The organism is Yimella lutea (assembly GCF_006715095.1).
In the GTDB taxonomy this organism is placed as follows: Bacteria; Actinomycetota; Actinomycetes; order Actinomycetales; family Dermatophilaceae; genus Yimella; species Yimella lutea.
In genome coordinates this window covers 1931350-1951983 of sequence record NZ_VFMO01000001.1, presented here as the reverse complement: position 1 = coordinate 1951983, position 20634 = coordinate 1931350, and the positions used below count along the sequence as shown (strand labels likewise).

24 protein-coding genes and 2 pseudogenes are annotated in these 20634 nt (G+C 65.4%); 15 read left to right on the top strand and 11 right to left on the bottom strand.

The genetic code is table 11. The features are described from left to right. Positions 1 to 16 precede the first annotated feature (16 nt). A pseudogene (locus tag FB459_RS09360) lies at positions 17 to 240 on the top strand (integrase core domain-containing protein); the annotation flags it as partial. Positions 241 to 274: 34 nt separating this feature from the next. Beyond that, a complete protein-coding gene (locus tag FB459_RS09355; protein ID WP_141928269.1) occupies positions 275 to 541 on the top strand; it encodes an asparagine synthase-related protein in 267 nt (88 codons plus the stop codon). Positions 542 to 550: 9 nt separating this feature from the next. Here FB459_RS09355 and FB459_RS17790 read toward each other — a convergent pair whose 3' ends face one another. From FB459_RS17790 to FB459_RS18225, 5 genes and pseudogenes are all read right to left on the bottom strand, one after another. Beyond that, positions 551 to 691 carry a hypothetical protein gene (locus FB459_RS17790; protein WP_246092548.1) on the bottom strand — a complete coding sequence of 47 codons (141 nt, stop codon included), beginning with the start codon at positions 689 to 691 and terminating at the stop codon, positions 551 to 553. 24 nt (positions 692 to 715) lie between these two features. Beyond that, a pseudogene (locus FB459_RS09350) lies at positions 716 to 1533 on the bottom strand (IS110 family transposase); the annotation flags it as partial. A gap of 485 nt (positions 1534 to 2018) precedes the next feature. Beyond that, positions 2019 to 2654, bottom strand: coding sequence for a phosphotransferase family protein (locus FB459_RS09345; protein WP_141928268.1), 636 nt, complete (start codon positions 2652 to 2654; stop codon positions 2019 to 2021). 67 nt (positions 2655 to 2721) lie between these two features. Next, on the bottom strand, positions 2722 to 3006 hold the full coding sequence (locus tag FB459_RS09340) for a hypothetical protein (protein WP_141928267.1): 285 nt from the start codon (positions 3004 to 3006) through the stop codon (positions 2722 to 2724). Positions 3007 to 3062: 56 nt separating this feature from the next. Next, positions 3063 to 3149 carry a helix-turn-helix domain-containing protein gene (locus FB459_RS18225; protein WP_425472378.1) on the bottom strand — a complete coding sequence of 29 codons (87 nt, stop codon included), beginning with the start codon at positions 3147 to 3149 and terminating at the stop codon, positions 3063 to 3065. A 38-nt stretch (positions 3150 to 3187) separates the two neighbouring features. On the opposite strand from FB459_RS18225, the gene FB459_RS18050 reads away from it, so the two are divergent. The 9 genes from FB459_RS18050 (at position 3188) to FB459_RS18045 (ending at position 13038) form a co-directional block, all read left to right on the top strand. Then, on the top strand, positions 3188 to 3310 hold the full coding sequence (locus tag FB459_RS18050; RefSeq protein WP_281279553.1) for a hypothetical protein: 123 nt from the start codon (positions 3188 to 3190) through the stop codon (positions 3308 to 3310). Positions 3311 to 3409: 99 nt separating this feature from the next. Continuing rightward, positions 3410 to 3604, top strand: coding sequence for a hypothetical protein (locus FB459_RS09325; protein WP_141928266.1), 195 nt, complete (start codon positions 3410 to 3412; stop codon positions 3602 to 3604). A gap of 373 nt (positions 3605 to 3977) precedes the next feature. After that, positions 3978 to 4583: a hypothetical protein gene (locus FB459_RS09320; RefSeq protein WP_141928265.1), complete on the top strand. Its 606-nt coding sequence runs from the start codon at positions 3978 to 3980 to the stop codon at positions 4581 to 4583. Positions 4584 to 4620: 37 nt separating this feature from the next. Continuing rightward, positions 4621 to 5781: a hypothetical protein gene (locus FB459_RS09315; RefSeq protein ID WP_141928264.1), complete on the top strand. Its 1161-nt coding sequence runs from the start codon at positions 4621 to 4623 to the stop codon at positions 5779 to 5781. A gap of 19 nt (positions 5782 to 5800) precedes the next feature. Continuing rightward, positions 5801 to 10174, top strand: a complete 4374-nt coding sequence (locus tag FB459_RS09310; protein ID WP_141928263.1) for a hypothetical protein — start codon at positions 5801 to 5803, stop codon at positions 10172 to 10174. A gap of 165 nt (positions 10175 to 10339) precedes the next feature. Continuing rightward, positions 10340 to 11470, top strand: a complete 1131-nt coding sequence (locus FB459_RS09305) for a hypothetical protein (protein WP_141928262.1) — start codon at positions 10340 to 10342, stop codon at positions 11468 to 11470. After that, positions 11470 to 12687, top strand: a complete 1218-nt coding sequence (locus FB459_RS09300; RefSeq protein ID WP_141928261.1) for a hypothetical protein — start codon at positions 11470 to 11472, stop codon at positions 12685 to 12687. The genes FB459_RS09305 and FB459_RS09300 overlap by 1 nt, the downstream gene beginning before the upstream one ends. 1 nt (position 12688) lies before the next feature. Continuing rightward, positions 12689 to 12913 carry a hypothetical protein gene (locus FB459_RS09295; protein ID WP_141928260.1) on the top strand — a complete coding sequence of 75 codons (225 nt, stop codon included), beginning with the start codon at positions 12689 to 12691 and terminating at the stop codon, positions 12911 to 12913. Continuing rightward, on the top strand, positions 12910 to 13038 hold the full coding sequence (locus FB459_RS18045) for a hypothetical protein (protein ID WP_281279552.1): 129 nt from the start codon (positions 12910 to 12912) through the stop codon (positions 13036 to 13038). Before FB459_RS09295 ends, FB459_RS18045 begins: the two co-directional genes overlap by 4 nt. Before the next feature lie 154 nt (positions 13039 to 13192). Here FB459_RS18045 and FB459_RS09290 read toward each other — a convergent pair whose 3' ends face one another. The 6 genes from FB459_RS09290 to FB459_RS09270 all read right to left on the bottom strand — a co-directional run bounded on the left by FB459_RS09290 (position 13193) and on the right by FB459_RS09270 (position 18129). Next, positions 13193 to 13987: a class I SAM-dependent methyltransferase gene (locus FB459_RS09290; protein WP_246092547.1), complete on the bottom strand. Its 795-nt coding sequence runs from the start codon at positions 13985 to 13987 to the stop codon at positions 13193 to 13195. 2 nt (positions 13988 to 13989) lie between these two features. After that, positions 13990 to 15126, bottom strand: coding sequence for an MFS transporter (locus FB459_RS09285; RefSeq protein WP_170221813.1), 1137 nt, complete (start codon positions 15124 to 15126; stop codon positions 13990 to 13992). Positions 15127 to 15217: 91 nt separating this feature from the next. Next, positions 15218 to 16366 (bottom strand): CgnE/CgnB domain-containing protein, encoded by a 1149-nt coding sequence (locus FB459_RS09280; protein ID WP_141928257.1) that lies wholly within the window; start codon positions 16364 to 16366, stop codon positions 15218 to 15220. Positions 16367 to 16463: 97 nt separating this feature from the next. Further along, the gene (locus FB459_RS17260) at positions 16464 to 16622 is read right to left on the bottom strand and encodes a hypothetical protein (protein ID WP_170221811.1); all 159 of its coding nucleotides are present in this window, start codon (positions 16620 to 16622) and stop codon (positions 16464 to 16466) included. Between the two features lie 390 nt (positions 16623 to 17012). Then, positions 17013 to 17405: a hypothetical protein gene (locus FB459_RS17550; protein WP_211345164.1), complete on the bottom strand. Its 393-nt coding sequence runs from the start codon at positions 17403 to 17405 to the stop codon at positions 17013 to 17015. A gap of 64 nt (positions 17406 to 17469) precedes the next feature. Next, a complete protein-coding gene (locus FB459_RS09270; RefSeq protein WP_170221809.1) occupies positions 17470 to 18129 on the bottom strand; it encodes a zinc-ribbon domain-containing protein in 660 nt (219 codons plus the stop codon). Between the two features lie 110 nt (positions 18130 to 18239). Between FB459_RS09270 and FB459_RS09265 the strand changes: the two genes are divergently transcribed. The 4 genes from FB459_RS09265 to FB459_RS09250 all read left to right on the top strand — a co-directional run bounded on the left by FB459_RS09265 (position 18240) and on the right by FB459_RS09250 (position 20518). Then, positions 18240 to 19472, top strand: a complete 1233-nt coding sequence (locus tag FB459_RS09265) for a hypothetical protein (protein ID WP_141928255.1) — start codon at positions 18240 to 18242, stop codon at positions 19470 to 19472. A gap of 81 nt (positions 19473 to 19553) precedes the next feature. Further along, positions 19554 to 19793 carry a hypothetical protein gene (locus FB459_RS09260; protein WP_141928254.1) on the top strand — a complete coding sequence of 80 codons (240 nt, stop codon included), beginning with the start codon at positions 19554 to 19556 and terminating at the stop codon, positions 19791 to 19793. 3 nt (positions 19794 to 19796) lie between these two features. Continuing rightward, the gene (locus tag FB459_RS09255; RefSeq protein ID WP_141928253.1) at positions 19797 to 20186 is read left to right on the top strand and encodes a hypothetical protein; all 390 of its coding nucleotides are present in this window, start codon (positions 19797 to 19799) and stop codon (positions 20184 to 20186) included. 152 nt (positions 20187 to 20338) lie between these two features. Continuing rightward, on the top strand, positions 20339 to 20518 hold the full coding sequence (locus FB459_RS09250) for a hypothetical protein (protein ID WP_141928252.1): 180 nt from the start codon (positions 20339 to 20341) through the stop codon (positions 20516 to 20518). Positions 20519 to 20634: the final 116 nt, after the last annotated feature.

Sequence of the window (20634 nt, the reverse complement as noted above, 5' to 3'; positions counted from 1 at the left end):
CAGACATAGGAGCATCAACGCGTTAGCGGAGTCGATCAACGGGTTGTACAAGACCGAGTTGATCAAGCGGGGCAAGCCCTGGAAAGGCGCCGATGACGTCGAGATCGCGACCGCCGAATGGTCGATTGGTTCAACCATCGGCGCCTGTACGAGTACTGCGGCGACATCCCACCCGTCGAGCTTGAGCAGGCGTACTACGCTCGCAAGACAACCCAGAAAACCGCCGCGCTGACCGTTTGAGAAAGTCTCCGGACCCTCCGGGGCGATTCACAGCATGCCCGGACTCATCCGTGACACCTTGGCCCGTGCAGTGGATGACCTATGCCACGACCGTCAACCCACCGCCGTTCTCTCGGGCGGGATCGACTCCAGCTCTGTCGCAGCTCTCGCGGTCCGGTGCGGAGCACAACTGACCACCGTTTCGATGGGGACCGAGCTCGGTGACGAGTTCGATCAGGCCCGCCTGGTCGCGGACCACCTCGGCACGAACCATCGCGAGTTGCGCACGTCCTCCACCGACATCCTGGCTCTTCCGAAATGAGGGATGCTCCTATATTGCGCAACCGGGTGGCTGCTGGGTGGCGAGGTAGTTGCGGTAGGTGATGATCGCGGCGCGGTCGGAGGTGTGTCCGCGTTCGATGTGAGAGACGGTGGCCATGGACCAGTGCAGGTCGTGCGCGGCGGTCTCGATGGTGATCCCGGCGGCCTGACGCAGCGGGCGGAGCTGGGTGGTGCTGATCGGCTCTGGAGGGTTCGTGAGCAGGTGGTAAACCTCTCGTGCGATCGCGCGCTTGAGGCACCGCAGGATCTCTTTGCTGGTCTTGCCCGCGGCTCGTCTGCTGGCGGTGTAGTCACGGATGCGCTGGTCGGTGCGGAGCCGGACACGGCGACGCGATGCAGGGCGCGGTTCGCGTAACGGTTGCCACCGCGGTTGAGCCGGTGACGGGTGATCTTGCCAGAGGAGGCCGGCACCGGGCAGGCGCCGCACAGGGCGGCGAAGGCTGCCTCGCTGCTGATTCGGTCGGGGTTTTCGCCGGCGGCGATCAGTAGGTCGGCTGGCTCGGGTGCGGTGACCAGGATGTCCCGGATCTGCAGCACCGCGTCGGTGGTCGCGGCAACGGCTGACCTGCGGGCGGTCGCCACGACACGGATCGCCTCCACGCGTCCGTCACGGTCCTTGGGGACCGAACAGTTCGTGCCGGCCAACGCGGTCTCCGCGGCGGCGTAGGCATCGATCTCGTCGGACTTGCCACGCATCCGGCGGATCTGCCGACTTGGGCGCAAGACCTCCAGCACTGGCACCCCAGCAGAGCTCAGATATCGGGCCAGACCCGCGCCGTAGGATCCGGTGCCCTCGACACCCACCTTGTCCACCGTCCCGAACCCGGCAATGAAGGCAGCCAAAGCTCGATAGCCAGCCGTAGTGGTCGGGAACTGCGCAGCACCCAGGTGCTGACCTGTCGCGGTGATCACCGCGGCGTGATGAGTGTCCTTGTGTGTGTCGACACCCGCGATGACGACTAGCTGATTCATCAGGTTGTGCCCTTTCCTGCCAACGGTTCACCATGGAAGGCGTCGGCCGGACCGGTCAGACAACACGTTGACGAAACCGGGCTGAATCGGCGGGTCACGCTCCTATCAGGTCATGGCGGGTTCGGTCGGCACCCCACTACTCCTGCTTGCTCCGAGCAGCAGACAGATCCCTCGGAAGACAGAACCCTCAAGGAGCCCGTCAGTGTAGGCGTCGGGTCATGCCACTCAGTGCCCTTCAAGTATCAACGCGTAGCCGATGCAGCGGCGACTGGCGCGTTCAGTCAGGGGGCAGGCGTCCTAGTCTTCCGATGATGGAGGCTCCTACACGCAGCTATCCGAAAGACCTCGACGTGCCTGACGCTACCTTCGCGAGACCTGACCTGACCACCTTTACCCGCTTGGACCGGCCTTGGCTTGGAGGTCACCGGGTCAGTTGCTTGAGCCTGACCTTGCCGTGCCGGGCCTGTCGGAGGTCTGGTCAGGTCCTACCACGCTGACTGGTTACCCCATGTCTCAGCAGCGACCTTAAGGGGACGAGGTGCGAGCAGCTCGTACTCGGGGAGCGCAGTATCTGATGCCTCCGTCCGTCCGCACACCATCTGGAAGTAGCTGGCGCAGCTGACAGCCCAGTAGACGCACGCGGCGGAGTACTGCTCGTAGCTGGCGACCGGGAACCCACACACTGCGAGCTGCGCGAACATCTCTCTCGCGAGCTCGCTGCGCTGGTCGTGTGTCATGTGGAATGCGGGGTTGCACGCGAAGCGCGCGATATCGATGGCTGGCAGATTGGGTCCGTATGACTCGTAGTCGACGACATAGACATCGCGGTCGTCTGCAAGCACGTTATTGGGCTGGACGTCGCCGTGAGTCGCCACCCCGGGCAGATCGCTGAGGATATCGAGCACTGTCGCCGCCCCCGGGAGTTCAGAGGTTGCGGAGCGGGCGAGGCTATCGTACGAATCCTGAACGTCCGAGCGGTCCGGTTGGGCGCCTCGCCAGCAGCGGATGCCAAAAATGGAGGCATATACCTCGGGGATACGGGGAAGAATGCGCGCCACCTCAGGCGTCGCTAGGCTTGAGAGACGAGGCAATGACACGTGCTCAAGCACAAGGAGGCGCATGGTGTCGTCAGCATGAAGGACATCAGTGCGGTCCGCCGCACCGTCGGTCGACCAGGTGTGGCCGAGGTCAGCCCTCGGTGGACTCAGCGGACTCCGAAGCGTCCTGTTGCCCCGAGCCGCTGCTGACGGCCTCGGCGTTCTCCATTGCGTCGGCGAGGTCACGCAGGATGCCGACCGCCTCTTCGATGGTCAGCTGGCTGAGTGCGACATCGAGGGACAGTGAACTCTCATCGCCGCGCTGGTCGTCCGAGGGTTGGATGAGGATACTTGGGAAGTCGCCGAGCGCGACCTCGAGGTTGGCGCCCTCGGTGAAGAGCTGGATGTTGGCGTACAGGTGGCCTTCGGCGTCCAAGGCGGCCTTCTTTCGTCGAGAAACGGACAGTCAACCGGCACGGTGCGACGGACCTGTCAGTTCACTGCGTCGCGCGGCAGCAGCAAGTCGCTCGGCGTGCACTCCAGGATCCGGCACAGCGCGGCCAGTTGCTCGATCGGCAGCCGGATCGGAACAGACCGCGCACTCGGTTCGCCTGTGGGTGACTGATCCCGACGCCCTCATCAAGCAACCGGCGGTGCAGATCGACAGCCGTCCAGATCTTCCGCTCGGCGGCCAGCACCCGCAGGTTCCACGTCAGGCCGGGTTCCCCGGCCGGACCTGATCCGTGCCGTCCTATCTCTTCAGCCATGTCCTCGTCCACCTCTGCGTCCAACCATCGCAGGAGACGGTGGGACAGCCCCTACGTCGCACCGTGGGAATCATGGAACCGACCAGCTCAACGACAACCGTGAACGCCGTGGAACGGCTCCGGGCCCGGCGCGGATTGTGGCTCGAACCGGCCGACCTGTTCGATGCCGACCTCGCCGCCACCAATCCCACTGCGGCCCACCTGCGCGGACAGCACATCGTGTATCGCCCCGGCGATCTGGTCGAGCTGCCTTCCGCTGCGCAGTGACATCCCTCGCCTGGGCCGCCGCGACGGCTCTGTCCTCGTTGGCCTTGTCCGGGTGGGCGGCACGGCAGTACGCAGACCACCCACATGCCATCGCCCGCTGGGCAACAACTGCGGCGTTCATCGTCTCGCTCTGGACCTGCGCCGGAGTCGGCTACCTGGCGATCCCCCGGTAGTGACCAACGGCGCAGCCCTGACAGGCCTGGCTCCGTGGAAGTTGCCCACGGAGGTGAAGCGCCGGTGGGTAGCTCCCTCCCCCGCAAAGGTCGACCCTGGCTCAACGGGATCTACCCACCGGACTACGTCCGGCTGGGCAACTTCCGACCGCCGGCAGAAACCGCACCCTGGCTCCGTAAAGGTTGCCCATGAAACAGGTGTGAGCGATTACAGCCTTCCCAACAGCACCTACGGTTCGGCGTCCGACCGCGGATCCGATCCCGTTTCCGACGACGCGTCGACGCAGCAGGTCGAGCAGACCGAGGCGCCGAAGAAGAAGGCCACCAAGGCCCGGGAGTTCTCCGAGGAGCAGAAGCAGGCTCGTGCTGCCGCCGAGCGGGAGCGCACCCAGCGCCGCAAGCTCGTGGCAGCGCTGGACAAGTACGAGGACTTCCGCGACATGGAGTCCGCGCACCTGCAGTTGGCCGCGACGTTGCTCGGCTGCTCCGCGGACGCCAAGTCGGTGACGATCGCCGCCGTCATGCCGCCGGCTGGAGCGTCCAGCCCGTCAGCCGTCGCCGAACTCATCGACCAGCTGCGCGCTGACGACCCGATGGACGCCCTGGTGGCTGCCGCTGGGATCGCCGAGGACAAGCCGATGCTGCGCGGCGTCTGGTCGCTGCTCGGCATCTTCCTGCCTGACCTGTCTGAGCGCGTCCCGACCGGCGACAACTTGCACGTCGGCCGTGACCTGGCTCGTGCCGCCGGCCGCTTGTCCGACGACGACCTGCAGACCGTGCAATCCGTGCTGTCCACCCTGCGCTGACCGTCCTTCCCACCCGCGACCAAGGAGCCCACCCCACATGGCCCTGCTGACCAAGAAGAAGTCAGGCACCGAGAACCTGGACATCGCAGACGGCGGTGACCTGTTCGGTGAAATGGAGACCGCGCCGCGCGCGGACCTCGACCTGCGCGAGAAGAACATTCGGCGCGGCAAGCTCATCAAGTGGGGTCTCATCGTCTCCTTGTCGATGATCCCGGTCTCCTGCCTCGGCTCGGTGAACGCCTCCAACCTGGCCGCGAGCAACCAGGACGAGGTCGCCGAACTGAAGGCGAACGGCATCGCTGACATGGGCAAGGTCGAGGACGATCCTGGAAAGTTCGCAGCCACCTCGGCACTACAGTCCTGGCTTGACGCGGTGCCCGCCCCGCTCCCCGGCGGACAGATCATGTCCTGGGACGGTTCGGTGAAGCAGCCCGGATATGACAAGACCAAGGTCAGCCGGATGTTGGAGAACTTCACCGTTCTCGATGGCGCCGGACGCGGGTACACCGCCACTCTCGAGGTGTCGGTCGACCCCCGCGGCGGAGCGCAGGTCATGTTCGGTCCATCGCTCATTCCGATCCCGCAGGCCGCGACCGACGGATGGGCCGGCACCGAACTGTGGCCGGGTCTGGAGCCGGGCGGCGACGTCACACCGTCGGTTTCGACGGCTGTGCAGTCATGGGCGACTGCTTACACCTCCGGCGATGCCGACGCTCTGCGCGTGGCTGTCGGTGACGGCGACTCCTCGCACACCTACTTGGCGCTGTCCGGCATCACCTCGGTCACAGCCTCGGCGTCCGCGATGGCGACGACCAAGGACGGCACGATCGCTCGCGTCGAACTCCAGCCGACCTGGGCGGGTCGCTCGAACAGCAGCAGCGGGCAAGTCACCCCGATGATCTTCGACGTCCTCATCCAGCGCGCCGACACGGCCGCGCCGCAGGTTGTCGCCTGGGGTGCCCCTGGGTCCGGGCCCCGGCTCAAGCCGTACGTCAACGCGATCACGGTGCCTGCGAACGTGCTCGGTACCGCGACCGCCCCGTCAGCGGAGACCTCGGAGCCCACGACGAAGGGCGACCCCGGCGGCACCGCGAACACCAGCGCCCCGACCGGAACCGGATCGCCGTCCGCGTCAGGCGGCGGCACCTCCACTCCGGCCGCGCCGTCGAGTACCTCCGACGCGTCCTCCTCGAACTGATCCAAGGAGACCACCCAACATGGCTACCAAGAACGCACCCAAGAACAGCAAGCCCAAGAAGCTGAACTCGCCGATCACCGACGACCAGCCGGACTGGCCCACTCAGGTCAAGAAGGTCTACTCCTCCGGCGTCATCGTCACGGTCAACAACGAGGTCTGGCTGTACCGCCGTGTGCCGCTCGGCCCCGTCGTTTCCGCGCGGTCGATGAAGGACGCCGTCGACATCGGATCCCCGATCTTCCGGGCCTGCCAGGAGGTCGAAGCGCTCACCTCTCGGTCGATGGCGAAGAACCGGCGCATGTCCAAGCACAACTACCGGGACATCCACATGCTGCTGGTGAACGTGCCGAAGTTGTACGTCCCGGACGACAAGCAGCCGCTGAAGGCCTACCTCGCCCAGCAGTTCTCCGGCAAGACTGTCGACCAGCGCTTGCTGCTGTTCGGGGTCCGGCTGCGTAACTCGGCTTTCCGTTCCGGTTGGGACTACGCCCTGCAGGCGCTCACCGAGGCGATCACGTTGCAGAACGTCGGCGTGCAACTTCCCGAGTACGCCGCGGACTTCAAGAAGGTCTCCGCTGCACTGACCCGTGCCGGCATGATCGAGGCCACTAGTGAGCAGCTGCACCTGGCGGACTCGTGGTGGAACCTGGGTCGCAACGCCGACGTGCCCTACCTGGTTCACTCCGACCACCTGCACATGTTCACCGCGCCCGGTTCACTCACCGACGCCGCCCGGCTCGAGCGGGACAAGGTGCCGTGCTCGGCCCCGGAGTGGAAGAAGCTGCGGCAGACGCACACACTGTCGATGTCGGCCTTCGACACCTTCAACTTCAACTGGCGCGACATCAACTCCTCCGAGGTGCATTTCTTCCCGGAGCTGCTCGGCGCCGGCGCTCAGGCGGTCAGTCTGCGCGGCAAGGTCGAACCGACGGACATTACCCGCAACGAGCTGCGCTCCGGCCGCCGCCGGATGATGGCCGACATCAACGAGTCGCGCTCTCAGGGTGCGATGGACCGCGCCGAGCAGGACGAGAAGCTCGAAACGCTGCGCCAGATGGAAGACCTGTACTCCGGTTCGACCTTGTCGTTGCCGAGCATCATCGACTGCTCGATCGTTACGGCGCTCAACGGTTCGCGAGGCGGGTCCTACGACGTGCGTGGTGAGACGGCCCGAGTGAAGCTCGGCCTGCTCACTGAGCGCCAGGAGAAGGCGCTGGCCGAGATGATGCTTGGGTCCAATGTCCGATCCAACCCCAACCTGCGCGACCTGCCGGCGACAGCCGCGGCCTTCACCGGGGCACCGAACCTCGCGATGTGCGGCGACAGGACCGGTGCGCTGCTCGGCTTCACCGAGAACGACAAGCAGCCGGTCTACATCTCCAGCGACGCGGCAGCCAACGAGGACCAACTGCCGATGTTCCTGGTTGCCGCCGGAACCGGGTCGGGTAAGCTCCTTGACATGTCAACTACTTTGCCAACTCCGTTGGGCAACACGCGAGTTGGCGATCTAAAGGTCGGTGACGAGGTCCTCGGACGCAACGGGAAGATCACCACGATCACCTACCTGTCGCCGGTCAACCCGAACCCGGACCTGTACCGGATCACCTTCTCCGATGGCCAGACCCTCGACGCGGACTTCGACCACCAGTGGGTCGTGTCCAGCTTCAAGGACCGGCACCGTAACAACTCCGGCGATCACCGCGAGGCCATCACTCGGTGGGAGGAGAAGCGCGCCGTCGCGGACCGCGTCCACGACCTCGCTGAGCGTTTGGCTGCCGACGACACCGGTGCCAGCGTGACCGAACTGCACCGCCTGCTCGATGTCGAGCTCGGTGCGCTCAACCCGTGGTCCGGTCCGGACGCTGTCCGTGCCGCCCTAGTGATGATGGACGCCCCGTTCGTCACCAGGATGCAGTCAAAGACCGCCACCCGTCACCGCACCGAGCCGATCGTCAAGATCGACCCGGTGGTGCTGTGGCCGGTGCGTGAACTGCTCGAAGCCAACATCTCCCGCTGGACCACCACCTCCCCCGGCAACGCTGCCCGGTGGAAGGACCGCATCGCCTCGCGCGTCGCCGCGGCCCAGTCGATCCTGGCCGACCTGGACGACGGCCGCGAAGAAACCGCCGCTGAGATCGCCCGGATGCTGCGTGCTCACCAAGGAGACTTCCGTCAGGGGGCCAAGGCCGAACTGGCAACGTGCGGCCGCGCCGCTGGAGTGCAGTCCCGCAAGGGTTTCCGTGAAGTCACCGTCCCGCTCGGCGGTCACTTCACCGGCCAGCACCCGGTCAACTTCTACGCGACCAACATCGCCCTGAAGTCGCTGGCAGCCCGCCTGGACCAGCAGCTCCACAACAAGCCGGTCACCGGTGTCATGGAGCAGCGGATGACCACCGGCGAAATGCTGGCTGCCGGGCTGAAGCACGCCGGCACGCACAGCAACTTCGCGATCCGCCTCGCCGAAGCGATCCAGCTGCCTGAAGCCGACCTGCCGTTGGATCCGTACATCCTGGGTGCGTGGCTCGGTGACGGCACCACAGGGAATGGGCAGTTCACCAGTGGCACCGCGGGATCCTGTACGGATCGCTGCGGTGTGACCGACCAGGAGTACCTGTGTCGCGAACTGGAGCGCGCTGGTTTCACGGTGGGTACGTGTGGCGTGAAGACGATCAACGTGCTCGGAATGCGTCCCGCGCTTCGGGAGGCAGGGGTGTTCGCAGACAAGCGCATCCCAATGGCCTACCTGCGCGGCAGCTACGAGCAGCGCCTCGCGGTGCTGCAGGGGCTCATGGACACCGACGGGTCGATCGGCGCCGAAGGCGCGTGCGAACTCACCCTGTGCAAGCAAGATCTCGCCCACGACGCACTGGAGCTCACCCGTTCGCTCGGCATCAAGGTAGCGATGCGGGAGGCTGAGGCCGCGTACACGCTCACCGACCCGGAGACCGGTGAGAAGACCCGCACCGTCACCGGAACCCGCTACCGGATGGTGTTCACCACCAACCAGGAGATCTTCCGTCTGCCCCGAAAGCGGGAGAAGCTGCCGTTGACGGTTCGCGACACCCAGAAGTGGCTCTACATCACCGACATCCAGCCGATCGAATCAGTGCCTGGTCGGTGCCTGACCGTGGCCGACCCGGACCACGTCTACCTCGCCGGCGGCTTCATCCCAAGCAGCAACACGATGTCGCTGCTGAACATGGCCGATCAGTGGGCCCGTGCCGGTGTCCCCCAGATCATCACCGACTGGAAGCCGGGATCCGACCACTCCGACACCGTGCGTGCAGCTGGAGGACAGTGCCTCAAGCTGTCCGACCTCACCTCCGGTGACGGTGTCTTCGACCCGCTGCGTTTCAGTCACGACGTCAAGGCCGGCCTGGAGTACGCGAGCTCGATGCTGCTGGAAGTCTCGCCGTGGCCGGAAGGCTCCAAGAAGTATGAGTCGCAGCTGATGGTCGCGCTCGACTACGGCGTGAAGAACGGTGCCACCTGCATCGGTCAGGCCCTCAAGATCGCTCTGGACGCCAAGAAGGCATCCGAGGACATGGTGAAGCCGATCCTCGACTACGCGGAAACCTCCATCAACTTCCGCGCCTGTGTGGGGATGGACCCGCAGGCTGAGGGGCTCGCCGTGGCCGACGGCATCACCTACATCTTCGTCGGTGACTCCAGCCTGGAGCTGCCGCCGATGGGCAAGCCGGCGACGACGATGAACCAGCGCATCGCCGCGCAGCTGGTGCGCATGGCGGTCTTCGGTTCAGTGATGGCGCTGGCGTACCGCGACGGTGTTTGCCACTTCGACGAGGCGTGGGTTCTCACGAACAACAGCCCCGAGGAGCTGGACCGCATCGGTCGTCTGGTGCGCCAGTTGAGGGTGCTGCCAATTCTCTACACCCAGCGCGTCAGCGACGCCGTGAACGCGGGTCTGACCGGATTCATCAGTCGCGGGCTGATCATGCACATCGCTGACCGGGAAGAGGCACTGGCCGCCTGCGCCTTGTTCAAACTGGAACCGACCGAGGAGCGGTTGGAGCGGATCACCGCCCGGTCGTCGCTCGGTAAGGGCACGGATGCCGCGGAGGACTCCGCTGGCCTGAACTGGAACTCACTCAAGGCGTTGGTCATGAAGAGCGACGACGAGGGCGGGCCGCGAATCGTCAAACGCGGCGCGGTCGGTATTCACATCGACCTGGAAGGTCGAGCCGTTCCTGTCGTCATCGACCTGCCGCCGGACTTCCTCGAGATGGCGTCGACGAACCCTGTCGACATCGCGCGCCGTGAGGCGAAGAAGCGGTTGCGGTTGCTGTCCAAGGACTCGGCCCCGATCGAGGCCACCGAGCCGGTCATCATCACCGCCGCCGACGAGGATGCCGACATGTTCGCCGCCAGTTAGGCGAACTCATAGACCGACGAACCCCGGCAGGCATGGGTGGGCTCTGCCGGGGTTCGTCGCCTCATCGCTGACGACTTAGCGGTTTCTGACGCCCAATGAGCCGCGGCATTGCGCGGTTCGTCGATCGTGATGTCCATTTTTCACGGACGTCGCACCGTCAGCATCATGTTGGTCGATCGACTCGCGCATGACATGTGCTCACAGCCGCAGCCGGATACTGAGCGCATCCTCCGGTTGGCTCTGCGGTCCCCTGAAACGGAGAAGGCGATCCGTCGCGCCGTTCGCCGGGCATCCCGCAACTTGTCGCCGGCCACCGTCGATGAGATCACCGACCAAGTGCGCTCGAAGGTGCATGCCGCACTCGGGCGTTCGATCATGGGTACCCCCGGTGCCCCACCGACGTTCCACCCGTCCAAAGTCGCCGACGGTGCATCGTTCAGTGGCTGGCTCGACCGGTTCTGCACCCCGGTCGCCGCCCACGAGGTCGCCTCGTTCCTGCGGTCCTGGAGGCCTGCCACGCCGATCGACCCGACGGACCTGGCTGATCTTGAAGTGCCGTGGATGGTGCCTTCGGCGGCGCGTGCCCGCGAAGACCTCATCGACCAGATCGCCCAGGGACTGCATCACGACCAGTCGGCTCTGCGTGGATCCTCACGTCACCTGCGCTTGGCGAATGCCCTGGCTCGCGGACTCAACCTGAAACCGTTGATGCGTCCCACCTTCGAAGGGCCGCACCAGCGATCGGAGTTCCTGTCATGGGTGGCGACCGACGAAGGCGTCGCCGCTGTGGTGTTCGCGCTCGGCCGGATCGCCTCCGGCAAGGAGACCGCGTGTCCGATCCGCCACCTGCGCGTCGTCGAGCAGATGGTCAGCCACCACAAGGTGTCCGAACTACGCCGACTGCTTGACCAGCAGGACGTCGTGTTGCGTCAGATGCTCACCGCGGCTGCGGTCCCCCGTCCGGTACCGAAGCAGTCGTTGTGCCAGCAGCTCATTGCCAACCTGCAGACCCAGAACCCGCAGGCCGTTCCCGGGCGGATTACCAAGCTCGTGCGCACCTGGGCCACCGCAGCAGCCGAGCTCGAGGTCTCCGAATGGCGCGACCCGAACGCCGCGGAGAAGACCCCACAGCAACGGCAGGTCGAGTGGGCGAAGTTCAGCTCCTGCGCGGTGGACGCCGCCGATAACACCACCACGTTCGCCGGTATGACGCCGGTTCAGATCAGCGCCCGCCTCGACGAGATGTTCAACGCGCTCGAGCAGGCTGCTGTCGCCCACGCTGAGGAGATCGCCTGATGCGCACCACCCGCGCGCTCGTGGCCGCCCTTGCCATCGGATCGGTCGTCCTGACCGGCTGCGGTGAGACCAAGCCGACCACCATCACCAAGACCGTGACCGTGAAGCCGTCAGCGCCGACCGCCAAGACGGTCACCAAGATGTACGACGCAGGATCTTCGGAGCCCTACGACGGCATGATCACGTTCGGGGACGGCGGAATCGTCGCCACACCGGAGGGAACGTGGCACTTCGGACTCGGCAAGGTTGCCAGCTCCGTCGACGGCGAAACGATGAGTTACCTCACCGAAGGTAAGAACGTCCTGGTTCCGGTGGCGTGGTCCTTCACCCCGCCCGGCGGATACTCCCAGGCCGAACAGGCCGGGGCTGTGAGTCAACCGGACCAGACCGAGATCCGGATGGTCGCCGGCGGCAAGCCTTACCTGCTCACGCCGGACATGACGAGTTCCGACGCTCAGATCGTCGCCGTACCCGGAGCGGCCAACCAACCGCTGTCCCTACGGGTCACCTACCGCGACCTGACGCAGACGATTGACCTGCGTACCGGCAAGGTCACCGGCACCGAACGCGCCGCCGGCCTGTACGACGGACTCTCGACCTCCGGCTCGGGAACGTGTCCTGAGATTTCCAATGGCTTCACTTCCGGCGTCGGTCTGCAGGTGCGCGCGACCTGCGGCATCGTCGCGGTCACCCGGGCCTCCTACCTCAAGGGCTCCGGGTGGGCTCCGGCCGGGACCGCGTGGGTCACGGCCACCGTCATCGTCAACCCCGGTTCGTTCGTCTGGCACAACCCGGACAAGACCGTTTCCACGTACACGACCAAGGTTGAGCTGACCGGGGCAAGCCTGGGTGGGAAGCCGAGCAGTTCGATCAGCCGCACGGGCAACTCCTTCAACATCACCTTCGCAGCCCCCGCCGGCAAGGCCTCGATGCAGCTGGTGCTGAACCAGAAGCTCACCGGCATCACGACGCAGGTCGCCCCGCCGCAGACGGCCGCAGTGGCACCGGAGCCGACGAGCACGTCGACATCGCCGACCTCGACCGCTGCACCGTCCGATCCGTCAAGCAGCCCGAGCGACCCCAGCGCGCCGCGGAGCACGACGTCGAGCACGGTTCCGTCGCCGAGCAGCACCAAGACGCTGCCGGGGGTCAACGCCCCGCAGACGGTCACCCTCACCCAGAACGTCGTCTCGACGATCTCCTTCCGGAAAGCATGACGTGGCGAAGTCGCAGACACAGCTCTATCGTTGGCAGCACCCAGGAACCGGCGAAGTCATCACTTCCCGGCGCGGGTTGGCGATGTTCGTGGCATTGCAGTACGGCCAGGATGAGCCCGAGCTGCGTTACGGGACACGCGTCGCGTTGCTGGCCGCACTTGCTGGTCTCACCGCGCTGGCGGCACTCGTTGGACTCGGGTGGTTCGTCCTCGGAATCGGGCAGTGAGCCAGCCTCAGGAGAAGCGCCACAGGAACGACGAGGCCGAGGTCAGCGCAGGCAAGGTCGTTGTCGTCTGCCTGTTGTTGTTCTTCTTCGTCGCCATCCCGATCTCGGTCGTTCTGACAGCCTGATGCCCGGTGCGACGATGTCGTCATGCGCGAGGTCGACGAGCACGGTCAGCGGCGATTCGTCGTTCAGCAGGTGCTTAACACCGCTTGGCCGCCGAACGCGCGCACCATCCGCCCGGCGCCGACAGGAATCCTCGTGCAGCCCGACGGTGAGGCGTCATCCTCCTCGACGTAATACCAAGTGATAGAGCCTCGCCACCGAGCGGTAGGGATCCCTGGAACCGGCGAGGCGCTCAAGCTCCATGAGCGCTGCCAGCTCAGCGGGATCATGGGGGACATCAGTGTCCTCCAAGTGATCCGTGAACACCCGCACCCCAAACTCCGCTTCGGGAACGAAGCCGAATTCGGCGGCGACATCAACCAGCGTGTCGCGATCATGGGTCCACGTCGGCAGGTATCGACTCTGCGCCTCGTCGCCGTGCTGCATCGCGGTAAGTGCCTCATCCCAGCGACGCTGTAAGGCCGATCGCATAGCGATTGACCGCGGGTTCGTGGAAAGCACGGAGACGCGTGCCGTGCTCTTGAGGACACGCGATGCGGCCTCGAAGAAGGGTCGAACATCTTGGAAGTACATGAGCACGCTGTGGAGCAGCACCGCATCGCACTCGCCGGCGCCGAGACTCTCCAGCCGCCGACCGTCGTCCGGCACTAGGACAACCCGCGAGGCAAGCGCTTCCTCCAGGGTCTGAATTCGCGACTTCGCCATGGCCAGCATGGCGGGGTCCGGGTCGCAAACCGTGACACGGAATCCTTCGCGCGCGAGCATGATTGCCTGCTCGCCGAACCCGCCACCCACATCGACCACGTGGCCCTCCGTCCGCGGAAAGACCTCCAGGAGTTGACTCGAAACCAGTTCGAATCGGACACGTCCCAGAACCGACTCGGCGTGTCGTGCGTAGGCGGGCCCGAGCAGGTCGGCGGACGGCGCCCACGCGTCACCGCAGGCACCCACAGTCACCCTCGCACCCACATGACCGCCACCCCGGCCAGCAGAACGTACAGCGCGACGGCTGCGGTCAGCGCCGCCTCCGCACCCGCGGTCGAGCCGACGGTGCCACCGACCAGCAGTCCGGGGAGTGCAGCAGCCTCCAGGCCGATGCTGGCGGCGGACATCGTCCGTGCCACGCGGTGACTGGGCGTGATCATCTGCAGGCGCCCCATCGTCGACGCGATCATGAGAGTGCCGAAAAGGGCTGTGAGGAATTCGTAGGCGATGGCAGCCGGAAGCGCCCAATGACCGAGACCGTTGGCGCCCAGGAGCAGGCCAATGGCGAGAGCGGACATGACAGCACCGGTCGCCAGCACAACGCTCGCCCGGAAGCGGCCGGCGACCGCGCGGACCAGCAAACCCCCAACAATGCCGCCAGGAGCGGCTGCGGCGAAGGTGACACCGATGAGCCACATCGGAATCCGGAGTACGTCCAACAGGAACACCAGGATCGCGGGTGCCGAGACGGAAGCAACGAACCCGATCATCCAGATGGTCAGCAATGGTCGGTTCGTCCGAATCGATGTCCACACCGACGTCGCATCCGTCGATGACACGTCCTCATCAGCGTTGGCCACCTCACCGGTGGCGCGACGCAATGATCGGACGCATATCGCTGATACCACGCTCAGGACGACGTCGACGAGAAGCACCACCGGCGGCGGAACGAACCGTGTCAGTGCGGGACCCACCGCCTCGCCGACGACTGAGCCCACACTGTTCACGCTGCTCAAGTGCCCGGTCATGCGGAGCCGTTCCGGCCCATCCGCGATTCTGCCGACCACCGCATACCCGGAAGTGGAGACAACCGTGCGGCCAAGGGCGATGAGTAGAACGCAGGCCAGAAGGAAGGGGTAGGTCAGCACGCCGATCATCCAGGCCGCCCAAATCAAGGCTGACCCGATGCCTGCAAGCACAAGGGCCAATGCCTGAACGCTCGCCTCGTCGGTCCTGTGATCCAGGATCCGCGCGATCGGAAGGCGAAGCACAAGTGCTGTCCCGAGCGTCGCGAACAGGACGGCGCTTATCTCACCCGGACCACCCCCGAGCGTTACCACGATGACCAGCGGGATGACTGCTTCCGCCGTCGAGCTGCCAACCACCGCAATACCCCGCGTCGCGAGGTATCGCCGCTGCAGTGCGGAGCGACGCGCTGCCTCCAACCGCGGCACGTCCGTGAGCAACTCGCGCGTCCTACCCAATGACGACGGCCTCCGGCCCTGTACCGCGTGTCGGAAGGGTGACGAGGGAGCAGCCACTTGAACAGCAGTCGCCGTTCACGTCCTGATCACGGACGAGGCGCGGGTGTTCGACCGAGGGATCCGGTGGGAATGACGCTAAGTCGAGCGTCTCGCCGCTCTCCTTGGTGATCCGCGCACGTGTCGCCACCAAATCGATGTGTGTCGGACAGTAGTAGGGCACATTCTCAAGAGTCTGATTGTGCTGACCAATCCCCAGATGGATGCCGGGGAAACGCTCGTTGAGATGACTATTGTGCGGGATGAAGCGGTGCAGCGCCCGATTCGTCCCGAAGCCTAGCTCGCCGATCCGGTTGCCATGCTCCTGGGCGAATGCTGATGACAGGAACTGCCGCACATCGTCCCGCGTCGTTTGGAACGAAACGACTCTGGAATCGACGATCTCAAGCCGAAGTGCTGCGTCGGCGAGCAGAACGTCGAGCTCCGTCAGGACGTTGCAGTTGATCGCACCGTCGGGGCAGTAGATGCCGTTGACCCGAGCGGGGTAGGTCGCTATCTCACCCGGTGGGAGCACCAGGAATGCACCCGGCCGGTGGCGTCCGCGGTTGCTGATCCAGTCATAGCGATCCTGGTCGAGTTCCACCGTGAGGTCCGTGCCCGCCTCGTTGCTCAGATGAACGGAGCGTGCATCCCGGAGCCATGCCATGAGCGTCGCATTAAGGCGCTCCATCACGGTCGGAGAAAGTGCAAGTCCCGAGGTGAACAACTCCTCCGTTGCACTGATGATGCGGACCACTTTTGCCCGTGCCGCGCCGTACGCGTCGATGATGTCCGAGAACTCGTCGAAATGTGACATCGTGTCCAATTCGAGTGTCAGAGCAACGAACGAACCACGGAATGACGCCGGGTCCGGAAGGACGCACGCGAGTCGGTCCCGAAGACCGGGGTCTTCGAGCGGAAGCATGGGGAACGTCGTATGGCGGATGCCCCTGCCAGCCAGCTCCAGCGAGACGGCCGCGGCATACCTGCGGCTATCTGGTGTGTACGCAAGTAGAACGTGGTCGTGCGACGACACGCCGATGTAGCTGTCGAGCAGGCGAGTCACTCCCTCCCGGAGGGATAGGTCGTTCACTGCGGTGTGCACGATATTTGCTCCTTCTGCGCGATTGACGGTGTAAACAATCCCGGGTACGGGGCGAGGTGCCGTGATTAGCCATTCCCACCCCGTACCAGGAGTGGGCTCAGGCGGATTCGCTCGGCGCGATGGTCTTGTAGGCGATGTACCAGACGTTCGTGCCGGGCTCGTAGGTGCGAGCCTGGTCGGCCAATCCGTTCTCCGATGCCTCCATGCGGGCGACGGCTGCGGCGAGGTCGTCCTCGTATGTGCTCTCGTAACGCATTGCACTCTCCTTCGGAACTGCGGCTTGGTCGATCCGCCTGTCGGATCGTCCGCACCAACATCTTGTTCCTGCGCACTCGCCAAACAAACCCTACTTGTCGGTTTTTTACCTAGTTCGTACTATCGCGACCCGGTACAAAGGTGTCGCCTCAAGACACTGTCCAGGTACCTCAACAGGTCCGGGTGCTCCACCCGGTCCGGAAGTAAGTCAAGGTCGCCGCGCTCGAGCAAACCCAGCGGGTGCTCGTCTGCCCACAACTTCTCGGTTGCGGTCTGCGTCAGTTCAACCATATGAAACAGGAACGGCACGCATGGCTCGCTCCGCAGGACGTGCGGCGGTCTCAGTGATCTGCCTACAAAGCGTCCCCGAGCGGCTTGCTCGCCTTGTCGTTCAGACGGCTTCGATCATGGGGAAGAGGAGGATCTCCTTAACGAACTGGGTCGACAGCAGGCCCTCGATGCCGCCGATCATCCAGAGCCCCTCGGTGGTGTGCTCAGCGAATCGGGTCGACACGTCGCCTTTCTGCAGGACGCGGATCAGTCGGTACAGACCCGGTGCGTACGCCGGCTTGTCCGGGGCGTCGCCACGGACAACCGTCTCGAGTTGGTCGTCGTCGATGCAGGCGGTCTCGTCGGACAGCAGTTCGCCCTGGTCACAGACGAACTGGTCGAAGTCGGCGTCGTCGTCCTCGATCAGATCCACCGGCGCGGTGACCCGATACGTCTGGGTCACGCGGACCAGGTAGGAGCGTTCAACGAGGACGGTGCGGGTTTCGGTAGTCATAGAGATACGGTGCGACGCGCTTGGGCCGGTCTGCCTGCCAGGCCTGGTGGGGCTGGCGCGCGTCCTACCTGCAGCGTGGGCAGGTGTTGCCACGGACCCGCTGTGCCACGGTCGCTTGCCAGACGTGTCCGTTGTCGCACTTCCACCATGCCAGGAACGTGCCGGTCGCGAGCACCTGATCCGGCCAGGCGGGCTTGTTCTTGGTCGCGTGCCACTGCCTTGCCAGGTCGGGTCGCTGCGAGGCGAGATCGTTGACCCCGGCAGCAACCGATTGGTTGGTACAGATCGGGCATCCGTGACCGTTGACACGGTGTGCCCCGGTGGATTGCCACTCATGGCCCGCGTCGCAGACCCACCACAGCATCTTGCGGGCGCCGGACATGATCTGTCGCGGAGTCAGTGTGCCGTTCTTGATCGGGTGCCACTGCGCGGCGATGTCCGGGTGGACTGTCGCGAGGTCGTTCACGCCAGGCATGACGACCTTCTTGGAGCAGATCGGGCATCCGTAGCCCCGGTAGGTGCGCGTGTAGATCGCGGCCTGCCATTCGTGGTCGACCTCGCACCGCCACCACGCGCGGTCCTTGCTCGACGGCGCGACGTCACGCGGGGTGAGGTCCCCGTTCTTGGTCGGGTGCCATTGCGCGGCGACTGCGCGGAACCGGAAGGCGAGGGACTTCTTGCCCAGCGGCTTCTTCGTCGCCGAAGCGGATTGGTGAGCAACCATTTCGATACGGTGCGACGCCCGTGACGTTTCGCGCATAGGTCCCTCGCATCCCTGTGCCAGTACGGGACTCGGGCCAAGCGGCCGGCCGAGCCGTGTCGCACCGTACCGACATGACGAACCAGACCGCCACCGCTGACACCGACCCGCAGGTCCACCCCACGACTCTGCTGCCGCAGGAGTACGCAGCGACCCGCGACAAGATCGCCAAGATCAACGCCCGTGCGATCAAGCGCGGATTCACCGGACGCTTGGAGGTAACCGGCACCCGGCGCATCATCACGAACAAAGGCCAGTTCCCCGACCTACCCGCCGGCGCCCGCGTCACTGTGATCGACACCACCATCACCGGCGAGGCGCCGTGCTATGCCGGCTGGCGCTTCCTGGCGTCGCTGGACGTGCTTCCGGCCGGTGAGTCAGTGACGTGGATCGTGCGCAGCGCGGCCGGCACCGAGGCGAACGTCGACCGATCAACACTCATCGTCGGGTACTGCGGCCACTGCACCACCAATCGTCCGAACCGCCGCAAGTCCTACCTGGTGGAGAACGTCGAGACCGGCGAGCGGATCCAGGTCGGCTCGGCCTGCATCAAGGACTTCCTTGGCCACGAGGGCAAACCGGTGTTCCTGTCCACTGAGGACATCGAGGCGGGCAGGGGTCGCGGCTCGTACACTCCGCAGTCCTTCGAGACGACCTACGCGCTGGCCCTGGCCTTCGCGGTCGCCGAGGTCGGAGGTGGGTTCAAGGCCGCCTCCAGCTTCGGCGTCAGCACCCGTGACCTGATGGCGAGCTACCTGTGGGGCAACAGCACGGTTGACCGCAAGCTGCGTGCCGAGGTCGATGCGGTCCTGGCTGCGCACACCACCGCCGCCGAGTCGATCCGAACCGCCGTGCGTGAACACTTCGAGGACGAGGACAGCGACTACGCGGCCAACATGGTCGCGGTGCTGGAAGCCGATGTGGTCGAGTCCCGCCAGTTCGGCCTGCTGGCTTCCACGGTCGGCGCCTACGCCCGGATGCGTGGCGAGCACGCCAACCGCAAGGACGCACCCGAGCCGGTCGAGCGCGAGTGGCTCGGCACAGTGGGCGACAAGGTCGAGGTGACCGGCGTGGTTGCCACCGCGATGACCGTCGACGGGTTCGCTTACAACACCACGCAGCGCTTCCTTGTCGTGGACGCGGGCGCGACGCTGGCGAAGATCTACACCAGCGCTGCGTGGGCCTACAACGTTCGGTCCGGCGACACGGTCACCCTGTCGGCTGTCGTCAAGAAGCACGAGATGTACGGCACGGACAAGCAGACTGTGCTCACCCGCGCCAAGCGGATCGAGGCCGCCGCGAGCTGAGCTCCGACCAGCGCGACCCCCTCGGCCAACCGATCCGAGCTCGTCGCACCGTACCGACATCACCAGATCCGAGGAGCCACCATGCACAGCGCGTCCGAGCAAATGTCCTTCGACACCCAGTACGCCGCCGACCTTCGAGATCGTGCCGACTCCTACGAGGACGCCGCCGAATATCTGCGGGCGGTCGACATGGAAAAGGCTGCACGAGCTCTCGAGGCTCAGGCACAGGACAACCGGAACACCGCCCGCAGCCTCGAAGCGCGTATCCGGTATGAGGAGCGGCACGGCAGCGCAACGCAGACCACTCCCGCCGTTCTTTAGGGCATGTCGAGCACCACAACCCGCGACGAGTCGCGCCAGCTGCGCAACAGCGACGGCACGTTCTCCGGCTACGTCGCCGCCGAATCGCCCGCCGACCTGCCCGCCACCGACACCTACGTCGACCCCTGCGTTGCCGACGAGGCGCAGGAAATGTTCGACGACGCTGGCGGCAGCACCGACTGGTCCGACTACGACACCGTGCTCGAGAACTGCGCGAGCCAGCTCGCCGGCTGCGACAAACAGAGCGCGTCCGGTTCGAGCAACGGCGGTGAGTACGAGGCCGAATGGTGCACAGAGCACGGTGGCGGACCGGATTGCGCCGTGCACGAGGAGTTCCGCGACCAGCTGACCGGCGAGCTCGAACGTCTCGGCGTCGGAGCGGACCAGCCGTAGCCCATCGCACCGTAGCGGTATGAACACTCGGACCGCCTGCGGCGAACCTCGTGTCCAGACGACGGACCCACCGTCGATGACCACTCACACAGTCCCCGATCCGGCCAACGTCGCACTCGAAGAAGACGACACGATCGCGTCGAAGTGCAAGCGTGTTCATGCCTTCGGGTGCCGCGACTTGCGTGACTCCGGAGTCGGTCAGGGGTGACATCCGCTGCTCGGTCGACCTGCTCGATGCACTCGACGGGTCCCCGCAGCCGCGCGCCACGATGGCCCCGTGCGCGATAGAAAAGCTCAAGGAGCTCGCGGCAGCCGGTCACTACGCAGACTGAGCAGTCGCGCGACGGGCCTCACCGCCCAGGCGCGTCGCACCGTACCGACATGCCGACGTACTTCACCTCCGACATCCACTACGAGCACCGCTTGGTGTCCTTCCTGCGCGGCTTCG

What these genes read in the sequence shown, in the direction of transcription:
- FB459_RS09300 (WP_141928261.1), top strand. Translation starts at nt 11,470, where the DNA reads ATGCGCACCACCCGCGCGCTCGTGGCCGCCCTTGCCATCGGATCGGTC.
- FB459_RS17260 (WP_170221811.1), bottom strand. Translation starts at nt 16,622, where the DNA reads ATGCGTTACGAGAGCACATACGAGGACGACCTCGCCGCAGCCGTCGCC.
- FB459_RS09355 (WP_141928269.1), top strand. Translation starts at nt 275, where the DNA reads ATGCCCGGACTCATCCGTGACACCTTGGCCCGTGCAGTGGATGACCTA.
- FB459_RS09325 (WP_141928266.1), top strand. Translation starts at nt 3,410, where the DNA reads ATGGAACCGACCAGCTCAACGACAACCGTGAACGCCGTGGAACGGCTC.
- FB459_RS09255 (WP_141928253.1), top strand. Translation starts at nt 19,797, where the DNA reads ATGTCGAGCACCACAACCCGCGACGAGTCGCGCCAGCTGCGCAACAGC.
- FB459_RS09315 (WP_141928264.1), top strand. Translation starts at nt 4,621, where the DNA reads ATGGCCCTGCTGACCAAGAAGAAGTCAGGCACCGAGAACCTGGACATC.
- FB459_RS09270 (WP_170221809.1), bottom strand. Translation starts at nt 18,129, where the DNA reads ATGGTTGCTCACCAATCCGCTTCGGCGACGAAGAAGCCGCTGGGCAAG.
- FB459_RS09310 (WP_141928263.1), top strand. Translation starts at nt 5,801, where the DNA reads ATGGCTACCAAGAACGCACCCAAGAACAGCAAGCCCAAGAAGCTGAAC.
- FB459_RS17550 (WP_211345164.1), bottom strand. Translation starts at nt 17,405, where the DNA reads ATGACTACCGAAACCCGCACCGTCCTCGTTGAACGCTCCTACCTGGTC.
- FB459_RS09260 (WP_141928254.1), top strand. Translation starts at nt 19,554, where the DNA reads ATGCACAGCGCGTCCGAGCAAATGTCCTTCGACACCCAGTACGCCGCC.
- FB459_RS09305 (WP_141928262.1), top strand. Translation starts at nt 10,340, where the DNA reads ATGTTGGTCGATCGACTCGCGCATGACATGTGCTCACAGCCGCAGCCG.
- FB459_RS09265 (WP_141928255.1), top strand. Translation starts at nt 18,240, where the DNA reads ATGACGAACCAGACCGCCACCGCTGACACCGACCCGCAGGTCCACCCC.
- FB459_RS09345 (WP_141928268.1), bottom strand. Translation starts at nt 2,654, where the DNA reads ATGCGCCTCCTTGTGCTTGAGCACGTGTCATTGCCTCGTCTCTCAAGC.